The 17,300-nt window shown below is 64.5% G+C and carries 18 protein-coding genes; 13 read left to right on the plus strand and 5 right to left on the minus strand.

Features of this window, described 5'->3' with window-relative positions; all coding sequences use genetic code 11:
- Positions 1-120 precede the first annotated feature (120 nt).
- Positions 121-660 carry a MarR family winged helix-turn-helix transcriptional regulator gene (locus ACX80C_RS17555; RefSeq protein ID WP_459327749.1) on the plus strand — a complete coding sequence of 180 codons (540 nt, stop codon included), beginning with the start codon at positions 121-123 and terminating at the stop codon, positions 658-660.
- Here the strand turns inward: ACX80C_RS17555 and ACX80C_RS17560 are convergent.
- Positions 638-1,279, minus strand: coding sequence for a TrmH family RNA methyltransferase (locus tag ACX80C_RS17560; protein WP_459327750.1), 642 nt, complete (start codon positions 1,277-1,279; stop codon positions 638-640). The two genes, ACX80C_RS17555 and ACX80C_RS17560, sit on opposite strands and share 23 nt — an antisense overlap.
- 61 nt (positions 1,280-1,340) lie before the next feature.
- Between ACX80C_RS17560 and ACX80C_RS17565 the strand changes: the two genes are divergently transcribed.
- Both ACX80C_RS17565 and ACX80C_RS17570 read left to right on the plus strand, forming a co-directional pair.
- Positions 1,341-2,120, plus strand: a complete 780-nt coding sequence (locus ACX80C_RS17565; RefSeq protein ID WP_459327751.1) for an HAD-IIA family hydrolase — start codon at positions 1,341-1,343, stop codon at positions 2,118-2,120.
- Positions 2,120-2,836 carry a tyrosine-protein phosphatase gene (locus ACX80C_RS17570; protein WP_459327752.1) on the plus strand — a complete coding sequence of 239 codons (717 nt, stop codon included), beginning with the start codon at positions 2,120-2,122 and terminating at the stop codon, positions 2,834-2,836. Before ACX80C_RS17565 ends, ACX80C_RS17570 begins: the two co-directional genes overlap by 1 nt.
- Here ACX80C_RS17570 and ACX80C_RS17575 read toward each other — a convergent pair.
- The 3 genes from ACX80C_RS17575 to pyrE are packed head-to-tail and all read right to left on the minus strand — an operon-like array spanning position 2,833 to position 5,066.
- Positions 2,833-3,477 carry a UdgX family uracil-DNA binding protein gene (locus ACX80C_RS17575; protein WP_459327753.1) on the minus strand — a complete coding sequence of 215 codons (645 nt, stop codon included), beginning with the start codon at positions 3,475-3,477 and terminating at the stop codon, positions 2,833-2,835. The genes ACX80C_RS17570 and ACX80C_RS17575 overlap by 4 nt on opposite strands.
- 30 nt (positions 3,478-3,507) lie before the next feature.
- Positions 3,508-4,503: a thioesterase domain-containing protein gene (locus ACX80C_RS17580; protein WP_459327754.1), complete on the minus strand. Its 996-nt coding sequence runs from the start codon at positions 4,501-4,503 to the stop codon at positions 3,508-3,510.
- Complete coding sequence (pyrE, locus tag ACX80C_RS17585) at positions 4,503-5,066, minus strand: orotate phosphoribosyltransferase (RefSeq protein ID WP_459327755.1); 564 nt, start codon at positions 5,064-5,066, stop codon at positions 4,503-4,505. The genes ACX80C_RS17580 and pyrE overlap by 1 nt, the downstream gene beginning before the upstream one ends.
- Before the next feature lie 335 nt (positions 5,067-5,401).
- On the opposite strand from pyrE, the gene ACX80C_RS17590 reads away from it, so the two are divergent.
- Positions 5,402-6,229 (plus strand): type IV toxin-antitoxin system AbiEi family antitoxin domain-containing protein, encoded by an 828-nt coding sequence (locus tag ACX80C_RS17590; RefSeq protein ID WP_459327756.1) that lies wholly within the window; start codon positions 5,402-5,404, stop codon positions 6,227-6,229.
- Positions 6,230-6,381: 152 nt separating this feature from the next.
- Here ACX80C_RS17590 and ACX80C_RS17595 read toward each other — a convergent pair whose 3' ends face one another.
- Positions 6,382-7,581, minus strand: a complete 1,200-nt coding sequence (locus ACX80C_RS17595) for an ROK family transcriptional regulator (protein ID WP_459327801.1) — start codon at positions 7,579-7,581, stop codon at positions 6,382-6,384.
- Positions 7,582-7,712: 131 nt separating this feature from the next.
- Here ACX80C_RS17595 and ACX80C_RS17600 point away from each other — a divergent pair, with 131 nt between their 5' ends.
- From ACX80C_RS17600 to ACX80C_RS17640, 9 genes are all read left to right on the plus strand, one after another.
- Positions 7,713-9,218, plus strand: coding sequence for a sugar ABC transporter ATP-binding protein (locus ACX80C_RS17600; RefSeq protein ID WP_459327757.1), 1,506 nt, complete (start codon positions 7,713-7,715; stop codon positions 9,216-9,218).
- Complete coding sequence (locus tag ACX80C_RS17605) at positions 9,215-10,228, plus strand: ABC transporter permease (RefSeq protein WP_459327758.1); 1,014 nt, start codon at positions 9,215-9,217, stop codon at positions 10,226-10,228. Before ACX80C_RS17600 ends, ACX80C_RS17605 begins: the two co-directional genes overlap by 4 nt.
- Positions 10,225-11,334, plus strand: coding sequence for an ABC transporter permease (locus ACX80C_RS17610; protein ID WP_459327759.1), 1,110 nt, complete (start codon positions 10,225-10,227; stop codon positions 11,332-11,334). The genes ACX80C_RS17605 and ACX80C_RS17610 overlap by 4 nt, the downstream gene beginning before the upstream one ends.
- Positions 11,334-12,563 carry a substrate-binding domain-containing protein gene (locus ACX80C_RS17615; RefSeq protein WP_459327802.1) on the plus strand — a complete coding sequence of 410 codons (1,230 nt, stop codon included), beginning with the start codon at positions 11,334-11,336 and terminating at the stop codon, positions 12,561-12,563. The genes ACX80C_RS17610 and ACX80C_RS17615 overlap by 1 nt, the downstream gene beginning before the upstream one ends.
- Positions 12,564-12,676: 113 nt before the next feature.
- A complete protein-coding gene (locus ACX80C_RS17620; RefSeq protein ID WP_459327760.1) occupies positions 12,677-13,555 on the plus strand; it encodes a sugar phosphate isomerase/epimerase family protein in 879 nt (292 codons plus the stop codon).
- Positions 13,552-14,721, plus strand: coding sequence for a Gfo/Idh/MocA family protein (locus ACX80C_RS17625; RefSeq protein ID WP_459327761.1), 1,170 nt, complete (start codon positions 13,552-13,554; stop codon positions 14,719-14,721). The genes ACX80C_RS17620 and ACX80C_RS17625 overlap by 4 nt, the downstream gene beginning before the upstream one ends.
- Before the next feature lie 48 nt (positions 14,722-14,769).
- The gene (locus tag ACX80C_RS17630) at positions 14,770-15,768 is read left to right on the plus strand and encodes a sugar phosphate isomerase/epimerase family protein (RefSeq protein ID WP_459327762.1); all 999 of its coding nucleotides are present in this window, start codon (positions 14,770-14,772) and stop codon (positions 15,766-15,768) included.
- Between the two features lie 28 nt (positions 15,769-15,796).
- On the plus strand, positions 15,797-16,618 hold the full coding sequence (gene nadE / locus ACX80C_RS17635; RefSeq protein ID WP_459327763.1) for an ammonia-dependent NAD(+) synthetase: 822 nt from the start codon (positions 15,797-15,799) through the stop codon (positions 16,616-16,618).
- On the plus strand, positions 16,609-17,295 hold the full coding sequence (locus ACX80C_RS17640) for a GrpB family protein (RefSeq protein ID WP_459327764.1): 687 nt from the start codon (positions 16,609-16,611) through the stop codon (positions 17,293-17,295). The genes nadE and ACX80C_RS17640 overlap by 10 nt, the downstream gene beginning before the upstream one ends.
- Positions 17,296-17,300: the final 5 nt, after the last annotated feature.

Consider the following 17,300-nt stretch of genomic DNA (forward strand, 5'->3'; position numbering starts at 1 on the left):
TGAACACCATCGACCATCACATCCGCGGCTACATCGACAACGCCCGCCTGCCAAAGGCCGCCTGAAAACTCAAGACCAGTCTCAAAGTTTCAACCCCCAAGGAGCGCTAGAGTTGCGCGCATGAGCATCTCGGCGCCCCCGCCTTTGAACCACGCCTCGGGGTACTGGTACGAGGGCGGCGTCGGAGCGGTGGGCGTGCTGAACGCCCTGCGCGACTACCGTGCGGCTGAAGCAGCCATGCGTCGCAGAACCCGCTCTTCCATGGGCATGGGAGAGACTGATCTCTTGGCGTTGCGGTACCTGCTGGAAGCGCAAAAAACCGGTCGCCAGGTAAGCCCCAAGGAGCTCTCCATCCGGTTGGGGATCTCCTCCGCCTCGACCACCACCTTGATTGACCGCCTCGCGAAAACCGGGCATGTGGTCCGAAAGCCGCATCCGAAGGACAGGCGGGCGCTCATTCTGGAGGCAACGCCCAACTCGGACTGTGAGTTGCGCGCAACACTCGGCGAAATGCACAAGCGCATGAAGGATGTCGCGGATTCCCTCTCGGAGGAGGAGGCCGCCGTCGTCGTCGGCTTTCTGTCCAGCATGCGCGAGGCCGTGGACAGGATCGATACCCACCAGCCGGAACAGGACGCTAACGAACCGCCGGTTGGTTGAACACGTGGCGGCGAATCCAGCCGTGCATTGCAATCGCCGCTGCCGCTGACGCGTTGATGGAGCGCGTGGACCCGAACTGGGCGATGGACAGGGTGGCATCGGCCGCTGCATGGACCTCCGGCGTAAGGCCCGGCCCCTCCTGGCCGAAGACGAGTACGCACTTCCGCGGCAGCTCGTAGGTTTCAAGCGGCACGGAATCGGGAAAGTTGTCGATTCCGACGACGGCGAGGCCCTCCCCTTCGGCCCACGCAACGAATTCCTCGACCGTGGCATGGTGCCGCACGTGCTGGTAGCGGTCGGTTACCATCGCGCCCCGCCGGTTCCACCGCCGTCGTCCGATGATGTGGACCTCACGGGCGAGGAAGGCGTTGGCCGTGCGCACTACTGAGCCGATGTTGAGGTCGTGTTGCCAGTTCTCGATGGCCACATGGAATTCATGGCGCTTGGAGTCGAGGTCAGCAACGATGGCCTCGTGCGTCCAGTAGCGGTACTCGTCCACAACGTTGCGGGTGTCACCGTTGGCGAGAAGTTCCGGGTCCCAGTGCAGGCCCGTTGGCCACTCGCCCTTCCACGGGCCCACTCCCACGGTTCCCGGAGCGTTTTCCACCGCTTCTTTCACCCCCCAAGCCTAAGGTGAAAGACTTGCCTTGGATTTCCACCTGATCTTCAGAAAGAAGCGTATGCGCGAGAACGAACACATCGAGTGCTGGTTGACGGATATGGACGGCGTTCTGGTGCACGAGAACCAGGCGATTCCCGGAGCTGCCGAGCTGATCGACCGCTGGGTTGCCACCTCGAGGCGATTCCTCGTGCTCACCAACAACTCCATCTTCACGCCCCGGGACCTCGCCGCGCGTTTGAAGGCATCGGGACTGGAAGTGCCCGAGGAGAACCTGTGGACCTCCGCGCTGGCCACCGCGCAGTTCCTCCGCGACCAGATGCCCGGGGGCCGTGCGTACGTCATCGGCGAGGCCGGACTGACGACGGCGCTCCATGAAGCCGGTTTTGTCCTCACCGACCAGAAGCCCGACTACGTGGTCCTCGGCGAAACCCGCACGTACTCCTTCGAAGCCATCACCAAGGCCATCCGCCTGATCCTGGACGGCGCACGCTTCATCGCCACCAACCCCGATGTGACGGGTCCCTCCAAGGAAGGGCCGCTTCCGGCGACCGGGTCCATCGCGGCGCTCATCACTGCGGCAACCAACCGGGAACCGTACGTGGTGGGCAAGCCGAACCCCATGATGTTCCGTTCCGCGATGAACCAGATTGACGCGCACTCGGAGACCACCGCCATGGTGGGCGACCGCATGGACACCGACATCATCGCCGGCATGGAGGCCGGACTGCACACGGTCCTGGTCCTCACCGGGATCACCCAGCGGGCAGATGTGAATGCCTACCCCTTCCGGCCCGCGCAGATCGTCGATTCGGTCCAAGACCTGATTGAGCAAGTCTGATGGCCGGCATTTTGAACCTGCGGGACATCGCGGAAGTTACCGCCGCCAGCCCTCACGCGCCGGCCCGTGGCAAGGTCTACCGGTCCAGCCAGCCCTTCGGATGGGACGCCGAAGCCACCATGGACTTCCTCGGTCAGCAGGGCATCGAGACGATCGTAGACCTACGGAGCGAACGCGAAGCGGGCATGGTGCCCTGGCAGGTAGCTCACGATGCCGGGATCGACGTGATCGCCGCGCCGCTGGACGATGCCGACCCCGTGGCCACCATGTCGCTTCAGACGGCGGAGGATTTAGGCAACTTCTACCTCAGCTGGCTTTCCGCCCGGTCGGACGCCATTCTCAACGCGCTGCAGCCCATCATCGACGGCCGGACAACCCTCGTGCACTGCGCCGCCGGCAAGGACCGTACCGGGGTGATCACCGCCGTCGTACTGCTTGTGGCCGGCGTCGAGGATGAATTGATCATTGAGGACTACGCCCACACCACCGGCGCCCTGCCGCAGATCCTGCCCGCGCTGGCTGAGCTGTGGGCGGGTCAGCTTCCTGCGCATGACGTGCCGAAGGACCTGCCGGTCATCATGACCGCGCCGGGCGAGGCGATGGCGACGTTCCTGGGCGGCGTGCGGCGGGATTTCGGTTCGATCGAGGACTACCTGCTGGGTGTGGGAATGAGCGAGGAACACCTCTCCGCGCTGCGCTCCGGCTTGCGCACCTAACCCTTCGCGGCGTCGCGCGCTACTTCGAGGTCCGCAACGAGCTGTGCAAACGCCGGCTCGCGGTCGGCTGCGTCGCGAAGCCGCAGCAGCGCCGAGGGATGCGTGGTCAGGAGCACTCCTTTCGCTGCCAGCTCGGCCGGGTCCGGCATGAGCTTCCCGCGTTCGGCGCCCACCCGCACCGGTCGGCCCAGGACAGCCCGCCCTGCCGTCGCGCCCAGGCAGACGACGACGGCGGGACGCACCGCCTGCAACTCAGCCTCCAACCAGGGCCGGCAGGCGGTGATGTGCCCCACGTCGGGTGTCTTGTGGATCCGGGCCTTCCCGCGGCGTTCGAACCGGAAGTGCTTCACGGCGTTGGTGAGGTAGACCGACTTCGTCTCAATGGAGGCGGCGGTCAATGCTTCGGCGAGCAGGCGTCCGGCGGGGCCCACGAAGGGACGGCCGCGCTGGTCCTCCTGGTCGCCGGGCTGCTCGCCAACGAGCATGAGGCGCGCGCTTTTCGGACCGGCGGAGAACACCACCTGGGTTGCATCCGCATAGAGTTCGCATCCGCGGCACTCCGGCGCCGCGTCAGCCAGTGCCGTCAGGGACTTGCTGTCAGGCACCCAACCTTCGGCGCCCGGACGTTCCTCGTCAACCATGCTGAACACTCTAGGCAGCTTCGACCGCCGTTAGAAGTAGCTCTTTCTTGAACCCCCAACGGGAAGGGGCAGGAATTCCCGCTGCAGCTCCCGCACAACCTCCTGGTAAATGCGCGGGTTCCACTGGGGGCTGGCGTGCGGAGGCAGGGCGCCTTCGGTGATCAGGTCCGCGGAGACCATGTTCTCCGGAAAGGCACCGGCCCATCCGGGGCGCGCCATTGAATAGTCGACGGTGCCGTCATTCGGGTTTCCGATGAACGCGAGCTCCGTATTACCGAGATTGAACCGGGCCACGTTGAAGTGGAAGATATAGGATGCCTGCGACTGGATCAGCACGCTCGACGGCGCCAGCGGCGAGAGCTGCGCGAGGGTCTGGTCGACAATTTGGGACCAGGTCCGCTCGTCCTTGTTGACAATGCGCTCTGCGAGTTCATACGTGCCCCGCAGTACCGACGGCACACGGTAACCGGCCTCATAAAGGTAGACAACGCCGTCGAACATGGCCTGGTCCACCACGTCGAAGCGATCGTGAGGACTTGAGTCGAGGAGGACGAACCGCACGTCCACCCCCACTTCGCGCAGCCGGGACGCCACCTCCACAGCCACCATCCCACCGAAGCTGTGGCCATAGAAATACAGTGTGGTGATCTGTTGGGTGCGGATGTACCGGCGTAGCGAGCCAACGATGCTCGCGATGTCGAGGCCCCGGTTCGAATACCCCATTACAGACATTCCGCCGCGCCGGCTCAGCACCGGCCGCAGCGAGTTCATGATCCAGACGCCCTCCTCCCAGCTGGTCTTGTAACCGGGGAAGAGGAACCAGCGGGCGTGAGGGAAGTTGGCGGCGGCGTACTCATCCTCGACCGGGATGATGGTGAATTCCTCGCGGGCTTCCTGGATCTGCCGCGTGACATAGAGATCCGTCGCGAGCGCCAACCCCAGGGCAGAGCCCGTGAGGAACCGCCGGCGCGACATCCCCTTCAGCCCATGCGCGTAGTTGAGCAGCCGCTTCGGATCGTTGGTCATTACTCCAGGCCGAGCTCGTCCTTGCCGAACGCGAACAGGTACGGCACACCCGCTTCGGCCTCGATGCGCTCCTTCGAACCCGTATCGCGATCCACGATCACAGCCACAGCCTGGACGTTGGCACCGGCCTTTCGGACACCCTCCACCGCCGTTAGCGCGGATCCGCCCGTGGTGGAGGTGTCTTCGAGTACGACGACGTTGCGTCCCGCCACCTCCGGGCCCTCCACCTGCCGGCCCATGCCGTAGGTCTTTTGTGCCTTGCGGACCACGAAGGCGTCGATGTTCCTGTTGTCGCGGCCTGCCGCATGCATGACGGCGGTGCCCACCGGATCCGCGCCCATTGTGAGCCCGCCTGCGCTCTGGAAGCTGATGCCGGCGTCGTCGAGCATTGCAAGCATCACCTGGCCCACCAGTGCGGAAGCCTCATGGTGCAGGGTGACGCGCCGGAGGTCGATGTAGTAGTCCGCTTCCTTGCCGCTGGAGAGAGTGACCCTCCCCCGCACCACCGCCAGTTCCAGGATGAGTTCTTTCAGGCGGGCGCGGGCAGCGGCAATGTCGGTCATGCGAACCAGTTTAGTGGTGGCTTGGTTGCGAGGTGTGACGGTCCGGGGCGTGACTGTCCGGACATCCTGGCTCGCGGCGTGCGCGCCCTGTTCCAGATGTCGCGGCTTTGCGTCCCGGATGCCGTGATGTGACGGCATGTCGCCGTCCGACTCGCTCCTGTTGACTCCAAAGCCGCGCGATTGGCATACCCCAACCGGCGGGGAGCGGAATTTGCGGCACAAGCGGAACCCATTTTGCAGCGACTCATCCTCCACAAAGGGTTGATAGTACCCAGTTGTCCACAGATTCCGGACCTACGGCCAAGCGCCGGATGCGAATCGACTGGACTAGGGTGATGGATCCAGTCGCTCTGCTGCGTAGTGCCGGTTCTGTTGCCCGGACAGCCCAACTGCTCGAACGAGGCCTGACCAGGAGGACGCTCGCCGCTGCCGTTCAAACGGGTGAGATACAGCAGGTACAGCGCGGCATCTTCGCGCTACCCGATGCCCCGCCGGAATTCGTCGCCGCGCTCACTACCAATTCGCTGGTCACCTGCGCGTCTGCCGCCCGACACTACGGTCTCTGGCTCCTGCACGAACCCACCGCTCATCACCTCGCCTGTCCGGGCGGCAGATGTGCTCCCCACCTCAACCACCACCGACGGCGGAGTGTTCCGGTGCACTCACGCCTGCCGGTCGTGGGGCTCGTGGATGTTCTGATTCACGCTCTTCACTGCCTACCGCCGGTGGAGGCGGCAGTTGTGGTGGAGAGTTCACTGCGCCGCGGCGACACCGTTCGCGCCTTCCTCCTCGACAGGTTGCAGGGAAACCGGAACGGGCAGGCACGTGCCGCGCTTGAGCTGGTCAGCGGATGCGCAGAATCGGCCATTGAAGTGGTGGCGCGGGTCATGTTCCGAGGTGCGGGCTACTTTGTGGAGACCCAAGTGCGCATCGACGGCGTGGGGCGGGTGGACTTCGTACTGGAGGGTTTCCTTGTGGTTGAGGTGGACGGCGATGAATTCCATTCGACCCGGGAGGCGCGCAACCGGGACCGCCGGAGGAACAACGAACTGATCGCGCGGGGCTACCTGTACCTCCGCTTCGGTTATGGCGACGTCATGTTCCGCCGCGATGACGTCCTGGAGCAGGTGTGGACTGTGCTCTCCGGGCGGGTTGTCCGCTGAACCGAAAGTCCGGGCCGTTCCAACCCTCGCGGGTTTGAGTTGGGGAGCCGCCATTTTCCCGGCGTGTTGGGCTCCGACACCCCTTCCCGCACCGCAAAGCCGCGAACAAAGGAACGACGACGACGAGACGCGCCGCCGCTTGCCGTCCCCGGCTACCCCGTCTGCAGGCTCGCCGCTTCGATCGCCTCGGGCGAGAGCACGTGCGAGATCGCCATCGACGCCGCACCCATTACACCCGCTCGCTCACCGGCAACCGACGGCACAATCCGCAGGTGCTCGGTAGCCAGCGGCAGCGACCGCCGGTACACCACCTCCCGGATGCCGGCCAGCAGATGCTCACCGGCCTGCGCCAGCGAACCCCCGATCACCACGACGGACGGGTTGATGAGGTTCACGCAGGTAGCCAGCACATCTCCGATATCCCTGCCTGCCTGCCGGATGACCTGGATCGCAGTCGCGTCGCCGGAGCGAACCAGCTCGATCACATCGCGGCTTGTCACCAGCGAGCCGCCGGTCAGCTCGTTCAACGCCGCTGCGAGGGCCGGCCCGCCCGCAAGTGCTTCCAGGCAACCGGTGTTCCCGCACCGGCACAATACCTCGCCGCCGCGTGGAACGCGCACGTGCCCAAGGTCGCCCGCCGTGCCCTGCGCACCACGCTGCAGCTTCCCGCCGGAGATGATGCCGGCGCCAATGCCGGTGGCCACTTTGATGAACATGAGGTCAGCAACCTCTGCCCAGCTGCCGGTCTGTTCACCCAGTGCCATGATGTTCACGTCATTGTCGACGAGCACCGGTACTGCGAAGCTGCGTTGCACGAAATGCGGCACGTCGAAGCGGTCCCAGCCGGGCATGATCGGCGGATTGATGGGCATTCCGGTCTCGTGTTCAACCGGACCCGGCAACCCGATGCCGATTGCAGCCAACTCGCCCACGTCCCGCTTGCCCTTTTTCAGGAGCGAGCCGATGGCCTGGCCCAGCCAGCCGAGAACCGCCTCCGGCCCATCGGAGACGTTGATCTCGGCGCGCTCGCTCTCGATTTCCTGCCCTGAGAGATCCGTCAGGACAACGACGGCGTGGGTAGCACCGATGTCGGCACCGATCACCACCCGCGCACCGGGGTTGAGGGCGAACAACGACGGCGGCCGTCCGCCGGTCGACGCAGCACCCCCATAGGGCGCGATGAGCCCCGTCCGCATCAGCCAGTCCACACGCGAGGTAACTGTGGAGCGCGCCAGTCCTGTCAGCAACGCCAGTTCGGCGCGCGTGCGGGGTTGACCGTCGCGCAGAAGCTGAAACACCTCGCTGGCGCCTGGCGCGGGCACTCCGGAGGCCCGCTGGACTATCGATTCCATCACTGATTTGGCCACCCTTTCAGTAAATCACGCAGCACTTCCGTTCGCCATGTGTGTAACTATTTGATATCGAGCAGAATACTTTTGACTGAAGGTCGACAAAAGTTTGCGATCTGTGTCACAGTGAGAGCGTGGATAAAGAAGTCAACCAACCTGTTCTCAGAGTCACCGGGCTCACCAAAGCGTTCTTCGGTGTGCAGGTTCTCAAGGACGCGCATCTGGAATTGCACGCCGGCGAGGTGCACGGTCTGGTCGGGGAGAACGGCGCCGGTAAGTCAACGCTGATGAAACTGCTCGCCGGCGTCTACCAGCGGGACGCCGGAACCATTGAGATCAACGGCGAAGAGGTGGATTTCCACCACCCCACACAGGCGCAGAAGGCCGGTCTTTCAACCGTCTTCCAGGAGTTCAATCTCCTCCCTGACCGCACCGTCGCCGAGAACATCTACCTCGGTCGGGAACCTCGCAGGGGCCCGCTTGTGGATCGCAAGGCAATGCAGTCCAACACCGCACAACTGCTGGCACAGCTGGGAATCACCAGCATTGACCCCTCGGCCGAAGTGCGCTCCCTCTCCGTGGCCCAGCAGCAGATCGTGGAGATCGCGAAGGCGGTCAGCTATGACGCGCGGATCATCTCCATGGATGAGCCGACGGCAGCACTCGCCGGCCCGGAAGTCGATCTGCTGTACGCGATCATCCGCCGCCTGAAAGAGCGCGGTACCGCCATCCTGTATGTCTCGCACCGGTTGAAGGAGATCTTCGATCTGTGTGACACCATCACGGTCCTTAAGGACGGCGAGATTGTGGGTACCCAACCGGCGTCGAGCATGGATGACGCCGCACTGGTGCGCATGATGGTGGGCCGCCCCATCTCGGCGTTCTTCCCGGAGAAGCTGCCGGGCACGGAGCGTGGGAAGGCATTACTCACAATCGACGACGGCGGCAACCACCAGCTTGATTCCATCGACCTTTCGCTTCATGCCGGTGAGATTATCGGCGTTGCGGGACTGCAGGGCTCTGGACGCACTGAACTCGTGGAAGCGATCTTCGGCGCCCAACCCTTCACCCGCGGACGTATGGAGCTGGACGGTTCGCCGTATGAAGTCTCCAGTCCGCGGCAGGCCATCCGCCGCCGCGTCGCTCTCATCACCGAGGACAGGAAATCCCAGGGACTGAGCCTCAACCAGTCGATCCTGGACAACGCGCTCGGGGTAATCCGGTCAGTTTTCCCGGGCCGTACGTCAACCGCTAAATCCGGCGTCCCCGGAGTCTTCTCCTCCCTGGAAGTGGTTGCGCGCGACCTCGACCAGGAAGTCCAGTACCTCTCCGGCGGCAACCAGCAAAAGGTCGTCCTGGCCAAATGGCTCGCGATCGACCCGCAGGTTGTCCTGCTGGATGAGCCAACCCGCGGCATCGACGTCGGCGCCAAGGTAGCCGTCTACAACCTGATGCGTTCCCTCGCAGCGGAAGGAAAGGCCATTCTGATGGTTTCGAGTGAACTTCCCGAGGTGCTCGGGATGTCGGACCGCGTCGTCGTCATGCGCGACGGCCGTGTTGCCGGCGAAGTTTTCCCCCAGAGCAGCGAGGAACAGGTCCTGCAACTCGCAACCGGGGCCCGGACGGAGGCCCTCTCATGAAGCGTCTGACCTCAACGCACGTCGTCTACGCAGTGGTACTCGTGACTATCATCGCCGGCGCCATCCTGGTGGGTGCCGCCGGACGCAGCTTCTTCAGCACCGGCAATATCTCCGCCATTCTCACGGGCACCAGCGTGCTGGGGTTCATCGCCATCGGCCAGACACTGGTGATTCTCGTGGGAAGCCTCGACCTTTCGGTGCCCTATGTGGTCAGCCTGAGCAGCCTGGTCTCCGCAGGGATCATGGCCAACCAGGCGGCAAACATTCTGCCGGGCGTACTCCTGGCGTTGCTCGTCGCGGCGGCTATTGGGCTGGTCAATGGGCTGATTGTTTCCGGGCTGAAGGTGCACGGCTTCATTGCCACGCTCGGTGTGGGACTGATAGTCAGCGGCTACCTCGCAACCAACTACAAGGGCAGCTCCGGACAGGCTCCCATCGAGTTCCGGCTGATCGGTGCCACCGGGATCGGGCCCGTGCCCATCTCCACGCTCATCATGCTGGTGTGCGCCGCCGTCGTGCTGCTCATGCTCACCCGGACCCGACTGGGACACCACATCTACGCTGTTGGCGGCGACATGTCTGTAGCCCGCATGTCCGGTATCCAGACCCGCACCCCGATCATCGCAGCTCACGTCATCTGTTCGGTCATGGCCGGCCTCGCCGGTTTGCTCCTCGCGTCGCGGCTCGGTGTCGGCAGCCCGACCATCGGCAGCCAGGGCGGCTATGATCTGCTCTCCATCGCCGCCGTCGTACTCGGCGGAACCCTGCTCGCCGGCGGCAAGGGATCCCTGGTGGGAACCCTCGGCGGCGTACTGATCTTCGCGATGATCGACAACATTATGAGTGTCATGCAGATCAACCCGTTCCTCAAGGACGTGGTCCGCGGCATCGTGATCGTCGCAGCGGTTGCCATCTACGCCCGCCGGAAATCCTCCAGCAGGACTGACAGATTCCCCAGCACCCCGCGCCCTGAGTCCAAGAGCGCCGCCAGGCAGGAGGTTGCCGCATGAGCACCGCAACCACATCCCGAAACAAGGCCCTTGAGCAGAACCGGTCAACGCGAGGGGAGCGAATTCTCCGTGCGTTGCGGACGCCGAGCGGCGCCGTCTTCGTCCTGCTCGTTGTCCTGCTGATCGCCGTCATCGCGGTCAACCCGTCCTTCGGGGAGCCCGGATCGCTGATCCGCTTCATCGGACGCACCGCCCCGATCGCGATCGCGGCGATCGGACAGTACTTCGTGATTGTCTGCGGCGAATTCGATCTCTCGATGGGCTCGCTGGTGACCGCGCAGGTGATCATCGCCGGCAACCTGATCGGCGAGAATGACAGTCTGGCCATCCCGGTGCTGCTCCTCATGCTGGTCTTCGGCGCATTCGTCGGCCTCGTGAACGGGTTGCTCACCACCCTCCTGAAGGTGCCGAGCTTCATCGTCACGCTCGGCATGATGCTCGCCCTCCTCGGCCTGGTGCTCTATTGGACCGGCGGAGCGGCAACCGGCAACCCTGCCGACAGCTTCCGGCAGATCGGTCGCGGCGGCATCGAGGGCATTCCAGTGCTGGAGGTCCTTCCCTACCCCGTCATCATCCTGGTGGTACTGGGAGCCGGCGCCTTCTGGCTCATGCGCCGCCCGTACGGACGCACCCTCATTGCGGTCGGCGATAACGCCGAAGCGGCCGCGCTGACCGGCGCACCCGTCTGGTGGGTGCGGACACGCGCGTTCATGCTCTCCTCACTCGCAGCGACGGTGGCCGGTGTGATCCTGGTGGGCTACGCCGGTGTTCACCCGTCGGTTGGGCGCGGCTACGAGTTCACGGCGATCACCGCCGTCGTACTGGGCGGCGTATTACTCGGTGGCGGTCGCGGCTGGGTCCTGTCAGCAGCAGCCGGCGCATTTGCCCTGGAAATGCTCTTCACCCTGCTGAACTTCGTCGGCGTCCAGTCAACCTGGCGGGACACGGTGCAGGGCCTGATCATCATTCTCGCCGTAGCCGCGGGAGCGCAGACCTGGCAGCGCCGCAGGCGCGGTCGGAGCAAAACCACCCATGAACCGCAACACCAGCTAGCAGAAACAGATGCACCAAAGCCCGCCGTGGGCACCAATGAGGGAGGAAAATGATGCGTCGAAGCATCCCAATGAAGGTCACCGTGGTGGCAGCAACAGCGCTGCTCGCCCTGACCGCCTGCACCACCGATTCATCCATCGAGAATCCGCCGTCCGCGGACGCCGGTGGAGACGGCGCAGCCACGCCGGCGGGAGAAAGCAGCGACGAGTGGTTCGTCCAGGAGGTCTACGACGAGCAGTTCGAGCAGCGCTCGGCAACCTTCGAGGGCGACGCGGAAACACCGTGGCTGCAGTACATCGATGGCGAGATGACCGATACTTCGGAGTTCGCCGTGGACGGTCCGCAGAAGGTCTGCTTCGCCAACGCCTCCATCTCGAACCCGTGGCGCCAGACCGGCTGGATCACCATGAATGAACAGCTCAAGGTGCTGCAGGAGTCCGGCGTCATCTCCGAAATGGAGACCCGCGACGCGCAAGATGACGACAACACGCAGATCGCTGACATCGACTACTTCATCGCTGAAGGCAACTGCGATGCCTTCGTCATCTCGCCTAACTCGACGGCGGCCATGACTCCCGCGGTTGAGCGTGCGTGTGAAACCGGGAAGCCCGTTGTCGTCTTCGACCGCGGTGTGGACACTGATTGCGCCACCACGTTCATCCACCCGATCGGCGGCTTCGCCTGGGGCATCGACAGCGCGAACTTCCTGGTGGAGAACCTGGAAGAAGGCAACAAGGTTGTAGCCCTGAGAATTCTTCCCGGCGTGGACGTCCTCGAGCAGCGCTGGGCAGCGGCCGAGAAGATCTTCGAGGAGAACGGAATCGAAGCGGTGGATTACTTCACCGGCGCCGACCCCACCGAAATCAAGAAGATCATCTCCGATGAGCTTGCCACCGGCGACGTCCACGGTGTGTGGATGGACGCGGGCGACGGCGCAGTTGCAGCAATCGAGGCGTTCGAGGACGCCGGTGTGGACTACCCGGTCATGACAGGTGAGGACGAGATGAGCTTCCTGCGCAAGTGGGAAGAGACGGGCCTGAACGGACTGGCTCCGGTCTACTCGAACTTCCAGTGGCGCACCCCGCTGCTGGCGCTCGAGAAGATCTTCGCCGGGGAGGAGATTCCGGCTGAGTGGGTCCTGCCGCAGGAGCCGATCACCGAGGACCAGCGTGCTGATTTCCTCGCAGCGAACGAGGGTATGCCCGACGGCCACTACGCCAAGTTCGGCGGCGAAGACCTCCCGGGTTACCCGGACGTCTGGCAGGAACGCATCATCCCGTAACCGATCCAACCGCACACAAGCCATCGAGTCAGTAGAAATAACGCGCATTCGGGCGAAAACCCAGTTATTTCTACTGACTCGATGAGCACGCCTCACTCAAAGGAACAAACAGCATGCATCGCTCGATCGGCGTCAACACCTGGGTCTGGGCATCCCCACTCACGGACGCAAACCTGCCGGACCTGCTCCGGCGGATCGCGGACCTGGGTTTCGACGCCGTCGAGCTGCCCCTGGAGAACATCGGGGACTTTTCAGCGGCAACAGTTCGGGATGTCCTGACCTATACCGGGTTGAAGCCCTATGTGGTCGGGGCCATGGCTCCAGGTCGTGATCTGGTGCGAGCAGACCCTGCGACCATCGCGGAGACGCAGCGTTATCTGAGCGCCTGCATCGAGTTGGCGCACGACGTCGGTGCTCTCGCCGTCTGCGGTCCGTTCTACTCCTCCACCGGCCGGGTGTGGCGGATGAGCGAAACCGAACGGCAGGAAGCCTACGCCGAACTACGCCGCAACCTGGCTCCCCTCGCCGCGGAAGCGCTGGGCGCCGGCGTCGTACTGGGTATTGAACCGCTCAACCGGTACGAGACCTCCCTCATCAACACCACAGCCCAGGCGTTGGAAGCGCTTGAGCCGCTGCTGGGCCACGGCGTAGGGCTGGCCCTGGACACCTACCACCTGGGTATCGAGGAGCGGTCCTCGGCGCTGGCGATTGAAGCGGCCGGCGAGCACCTGGTCCACCTGCAGGTCTGCGGAAACGACCGCGGCGCCCCCGGCGGCGACCAGACCGACTGGGACGGCATCTTCGACGCCCTGGACCGCATCGGGTACACGGGCGCGCTCAATATCGAGAGTTTCACCGCACTCAACGCCAGCATTGCGACAGCCGCTTCGATCTGGCGGCCACTGGCCGAGACGCAGGACCAACTTGCGGAGGACGGCCTGGCCTTCCTCCGCATCATGCAGAACAGCACCATCAAGGAGATGCAGATATGACGACGACGGCGCCGGCCCCCTCTGCCCCGGACGTTGTGCGGGCGGGCCCTCTCGGCGTGGCGGTGCTCGGTTACTCGTTCATGGGCAAGGCCCACTCGAATGCGTGGCGCAACGTCAACGCCTTCCATCCGTCCCCGCAGGTTGCGCAGAAAGTGCTTGTCGGACGCGACGCCGGGCACGTCAAAGAGGCGGCCGAGCAGTACGGCTGGGAGGAAAGCCTCACCGATTGGCGGCAGGTCCTCGATCGGGATGACATCCACATCGTCGACATCTGCACCCCCGGCCACCTTCACGCTGAGATCGCCATTGCAGCACTCGACGCCGGCAAGCACGTGATCGTGGAGAAGCCGCTTGCCAACACCCTTGCTGAGGCCGAACTCATGGTGGCCGCCGCCCAGCGTGCACAGGCGCGTGGCGTCCAGTCGATGGTGGGGTTCAACTACCGCCGGGTGCCTGCCCTCGCACTGGCAAGGAAGCTCATTTCCGACGGTCGACTGGGTGAGGTCCGGCAAGTCCGGGTGAGCTACCTGCAGGACTGGCTCGCCGATGCGGACGCGCCCATGACGTGGCGCCTCCGCCAGCAGACCGCCGGTTCCGGGGCGTTGGGCGACCTCGCATCGCACGCCACCGATCAGATACGGTATCTGTGCGGTTCGCCGATCCGCTCACTCAGCGGAACCGTGAATACCTTCGTGAAGACCCGCACCGGCCCGGACGGCCCGGAAGAAGTAACAGTCGACGACGCCGCCTGGGCCACCCTGCACCTTGCCTCCGGTGCTGTGGCCAGCCTGGAGGTCTCGCGGTTCGCCACCGGGCGCAAGAACTCGCTCGAGATTGAGGTCTACGGATCGGCCGGCAGCCTCTCTTTCAACCTCGAGCGGCTGAACGAGCTGCAGTTCTTCGACGCAACCGAGCACGCCTCAACCCAGGGGTTCCGCACCATTCCGGTCACCGAGCCCGAACACCCCTACCTCAAGGCATGGTGGCCGGCCGGTCACATTCTTGGCTGGGACTCCACCTTCACCAACCAGGCGGCCGACTTCCTCACCGCCATCCGGACCGGAACCGCACCGTCGCCGTCGTTCGAGGACGGCCTGGAGGTCCAGAAGGTCCTCGCCGCGATCGAAACGTCTGCGGCGCGGTCCGGCGCCGCCGTCGTACTCTGAATTCTGAACCGCCGCCGAATCCTGAACCGCCGCCGCAAGGAGACACCCATGGGACGAAACTTCACGCTCTTCACCGGCCAGTGGGCCGACCTGCCGTTCGAGAAGGTGGCCGAGCTCGCCGGTCAGTGGGGCTACGACGGAGTGGAGATCGCGGTATCCGGTGATCATCTGGATGCGTGGCGCTGGGACGACGACGCGCACATCCAGGACCGCCTCGACATCCTGGAACGCAACGGGCTCAAAGTCTGGGCCATCTCCAACCACCTCAAGGGCCAGGCAGTGTGTGATGATCCCGTTGACTTCCGGCACCAGCCGATCGTTGGCCCGAAGGTGTGGGGCGACGGCAACCCTGAGGGCGTCCGGCAACGCGCCGCGGAGGAAATGAAGCACACCGCACGGCTTGCGCAGCGGCTTGGCGTGAAGACCGTCGTCGGGTTCACCGGTTCCTCCATCTGGCAGTACGTGGCGATGTTCCCTCCCGTGGGCCAGGATGTGATCGACGCCGGCTACACCGACTTCGCGGACCGCTGGAACCCGATCCTCGACGTTTTCGACGAGTGCGGCGTCCGGTTCGCGCACGAGGTTCACCCGTCCGAGATCGCCTACGACTACTGGTCCACCCGGCGGGCGCTCGACGCCGTCGGGAACCGGCCCGCGTTCGGCCTGAACTGGGACCCGAGCCACTTTCTGTGGCAGCAGATCGACCCGGTCGCGTTCATCTCCGACTTCGCGGACCGTATCTACCACGTCGACTGCAAGGACACGAAGATGCGAATGGGTGGCGGCAGGAACGGGATCCTCTCCTCGCACCTGCCGTGGGGCGACCCGCGGCGCGGCTGGGACTTCGTCTCGACGGGCCGCGGAGACGTCCCCTGGGAAGACAGCTTCCGTGCCCTGACCGCCATTGGCTACGACGGCCCCATCTCCGTGGAGTGGGAGGACGCCGGGATGGACCGTCTGGAGGGCGCTCCGGAGGCGCTGGCATTCCTGAAGAAATTCGACTTCGCGCCGCCGTCGTCGTCGTTCGATTCGGCGTTCAAGCAGTAGCCTTCCGTGGCGTAGTACCCTAAAGCCCATGCGCGAACTCCAGGCGAAAATCATCGAGGAAATGGGCGTACGCCCCACCATTGACCCGCAGGAGGAGATCCGCCGCCGCGTTGGCTTCCTGAAGGATTACGTTCAGGCGACCGGCACAAGAGGTTTCGTTCTCGGCATCAGCGGCGGGCTCGATTCCACGCTGGCGGGGAAGCTCGCCCAGCTCGCGGTGGACGAGCTGAAGGAAGAGGGTACGGACGCGCGGTTCGTCGCCGTCCGGCTTCCTTACAAGGTCCAGCACGACGAGGACGACGCGCAGGCAGCCCTCGCATTCATCCAGCCCAGCGAGTCCGTCGTATACAACGTCGCGCCCGCCGTCGACGGCTTCGAGAACGAGTTCGCCAGCGCGGCCGGCGTCGAAATGTCCGACTTCAACAAGGGCAACGTCAAAGCCCGCGCCCGCATGATCGCCCAGTACGCCGTGGCCGGTGAGCACAACCTCCTGGTCATCGGCACGGATCACGGCGCCGAGTCAGTGACCGGCTTCTTCACCAAGTACGGCGATGGCGGCGCGGACGTCCTGCCGCTGTTCGGCCTCAACAAGCGCCAGAACCGGCAGGTCCTCAAGGAGCTCGGCGCCGAGGAACGGCTCTACAACAAGATTCCGACGGCGGACCTGCTCGATGAGAATCCGGGCCAGACCGACGAACACGAACTCGGTCTCACCTATGAGCAGATCGACGACTACCTCGAGGGTCGCGACGTGCCCGAGGAAGCGGCGCACGCCATCGAACGCCGGCACACGATGACCCGCCACAAGCGCACCGTCCCGGTCAGCATCCTCGACAACTGGTGGCGTTGAGTAGCCGGTTTCGCGGCATCGTTTTCGGGCAGGTCAGAGGGATCGGTACGGAACACTCTGCTCATGTGAGAACACACCCCTTGTGGCGGCCGTTCGACGGCGACGCCAACGCCCGACGTCAGATCGGCCGCATCGCGCACCGGCAAACCCAACCGGGGCCGTTGGAAGACCACCGGCCATTGTGGACAGCGCAGTTTGCGATGTTGCAAGAGCTGATTCGCAAGACACTCCCCGATCAAGCGTTGCAAGTGCGCCATGTTGGATCCACCGCCGTTCCCGGACTTGTCGCTAAACCCATCATCGACATTGACCTCAACGTCCCCGACCCGACCGCTGAAGCGACTTACGCCCCTCGACTGGAGGCGGTGGGCTTCCGGCTCATCTTCCGGGACGACGTCGCAGGTGACGCGCACCGGCAATTTACCTTCAGTGATCCGAATGCCAACGTTCACGTCTGGGGACCGCACGCGATCGAGCCCCGCCGCCACAACATGTTCTCCGCATGGCTGCAATCCGACCAGCAGGATCGCCAGCGCTACGCCGAGGCGAAACAAGCTGCCGTGAGCGCGGATGGGTCAAGTCGGTACAACGACCGGAAGGCCGCGGCTATCTATGACATCTACGAACGCATTTTCCTCGCCGATCCACTGCACCCCCATCAACCGTGCCCCCGCTGAGAGCC

This window comes from Arthrobacter tecti (genome assembly GCF_054511355.1).

Coding starts and splice junctions, on each gene's coding strand:
- ACX80C_RS17555 (WP_459327749.1), top strand. CDS start 121: ATGAGCATCTCGGCGCCCCCGCCTTTGAACCACGCCTCGGGGTACTGG.
- ACX80C_RS17565 (WP_459327751.1), top strand. CDS start 1,341: ATGCGCGAGAACGAACACATCGAGTGCTGGTTGACGGATATGGACGGC.
- ACX80C_RS17570 (WP_459327752.1), top strand. CDS start 2,120: ATGGCCGGCATTTTGAACCTGCGGGACATCGCGGAAGTTACCGCCGCC.
- ACX80C_RS17575 (WP_459327753.1), bottom strand. CDS start 3,477: ATGGTTGACGAGGAACGTCCGGGCGCCGAAGGTTGGGTGCCTGACAGC.
- ACX80C_RS17580 (WP_459327754.1), bottom strand. CDS start 4,503: ATGACCAACGATCCGAAGCGGCTGCTCAACTACGCGCATGGGCTGAAG.
- pyrE (WP_459327755.1), bottom strand. CDS start 5,066: ATGACCGACATTGCCGCTGCCCGCGCCCGCCTGAAAGAACTCATCCTG.
- ACX80C_RS17590 (WP_459327756.1), top strand. CDS start 5,402: ATGGATCCAGTCGCTCTGCTGCGTAGTGCCGGTTCTGTTGCCCGGACA.
- ACX80C_RS17595 (WP_459327801.1), bottom strand. CDS start 7,581: ATGGAATCGATAGTCCAGCGGGCCTCCGGAGTGCCCGCGCCAGGCGCC.
- ACX80C_RS17605 (WP_459327758.1), top strand. CDS start 9,215: ATGAAGCGTCTGACCTCAACGCACGTCGTCTACGCAGTGGTACTCGTG.
- ACX80C_RS17610 (WP_459327759.1), top strand. CDS start 10,225: ATGAGCACCGCAACCACATCCCGAAACAAGGCCCTTGAGCAGAACCGG.
- ACX80C_RS17615 (WP_459327802.1), top strand. CDS start 11,334: ATGCGTCGAAGCATCCCAATGAAGGTCACCGTGGTGGCAGCAACAGCG.
- ACX80C_RS17620 (WP_459327760.1), top strand. CDS start 12,677: ATGCATCGCTCGATCGGCGTCAACACCTGGGTCTGGGCATCCCCACTC.
- ACX80C_RS17625 (WP_459327761.1), top strand. CDS start 13,552: ATGACGACGACGGCGCCGGCCCCCTCTGCCCCGGACGTTGTGCGGGCG.
- ACX80C_RS17630 (WP_459327762.1), top strand. CDS start 14,770: ATGGGACGAAACTTCACGCTCTTCACCGGCCAGTGGGCCGACCTGCCG.
- nadE (WP_459327763.1), top strand. CDS start 15,797: ATGCGCGAACTCCAGGCGAAAATCATCGAGGAAATGGGCGTACGCCCC.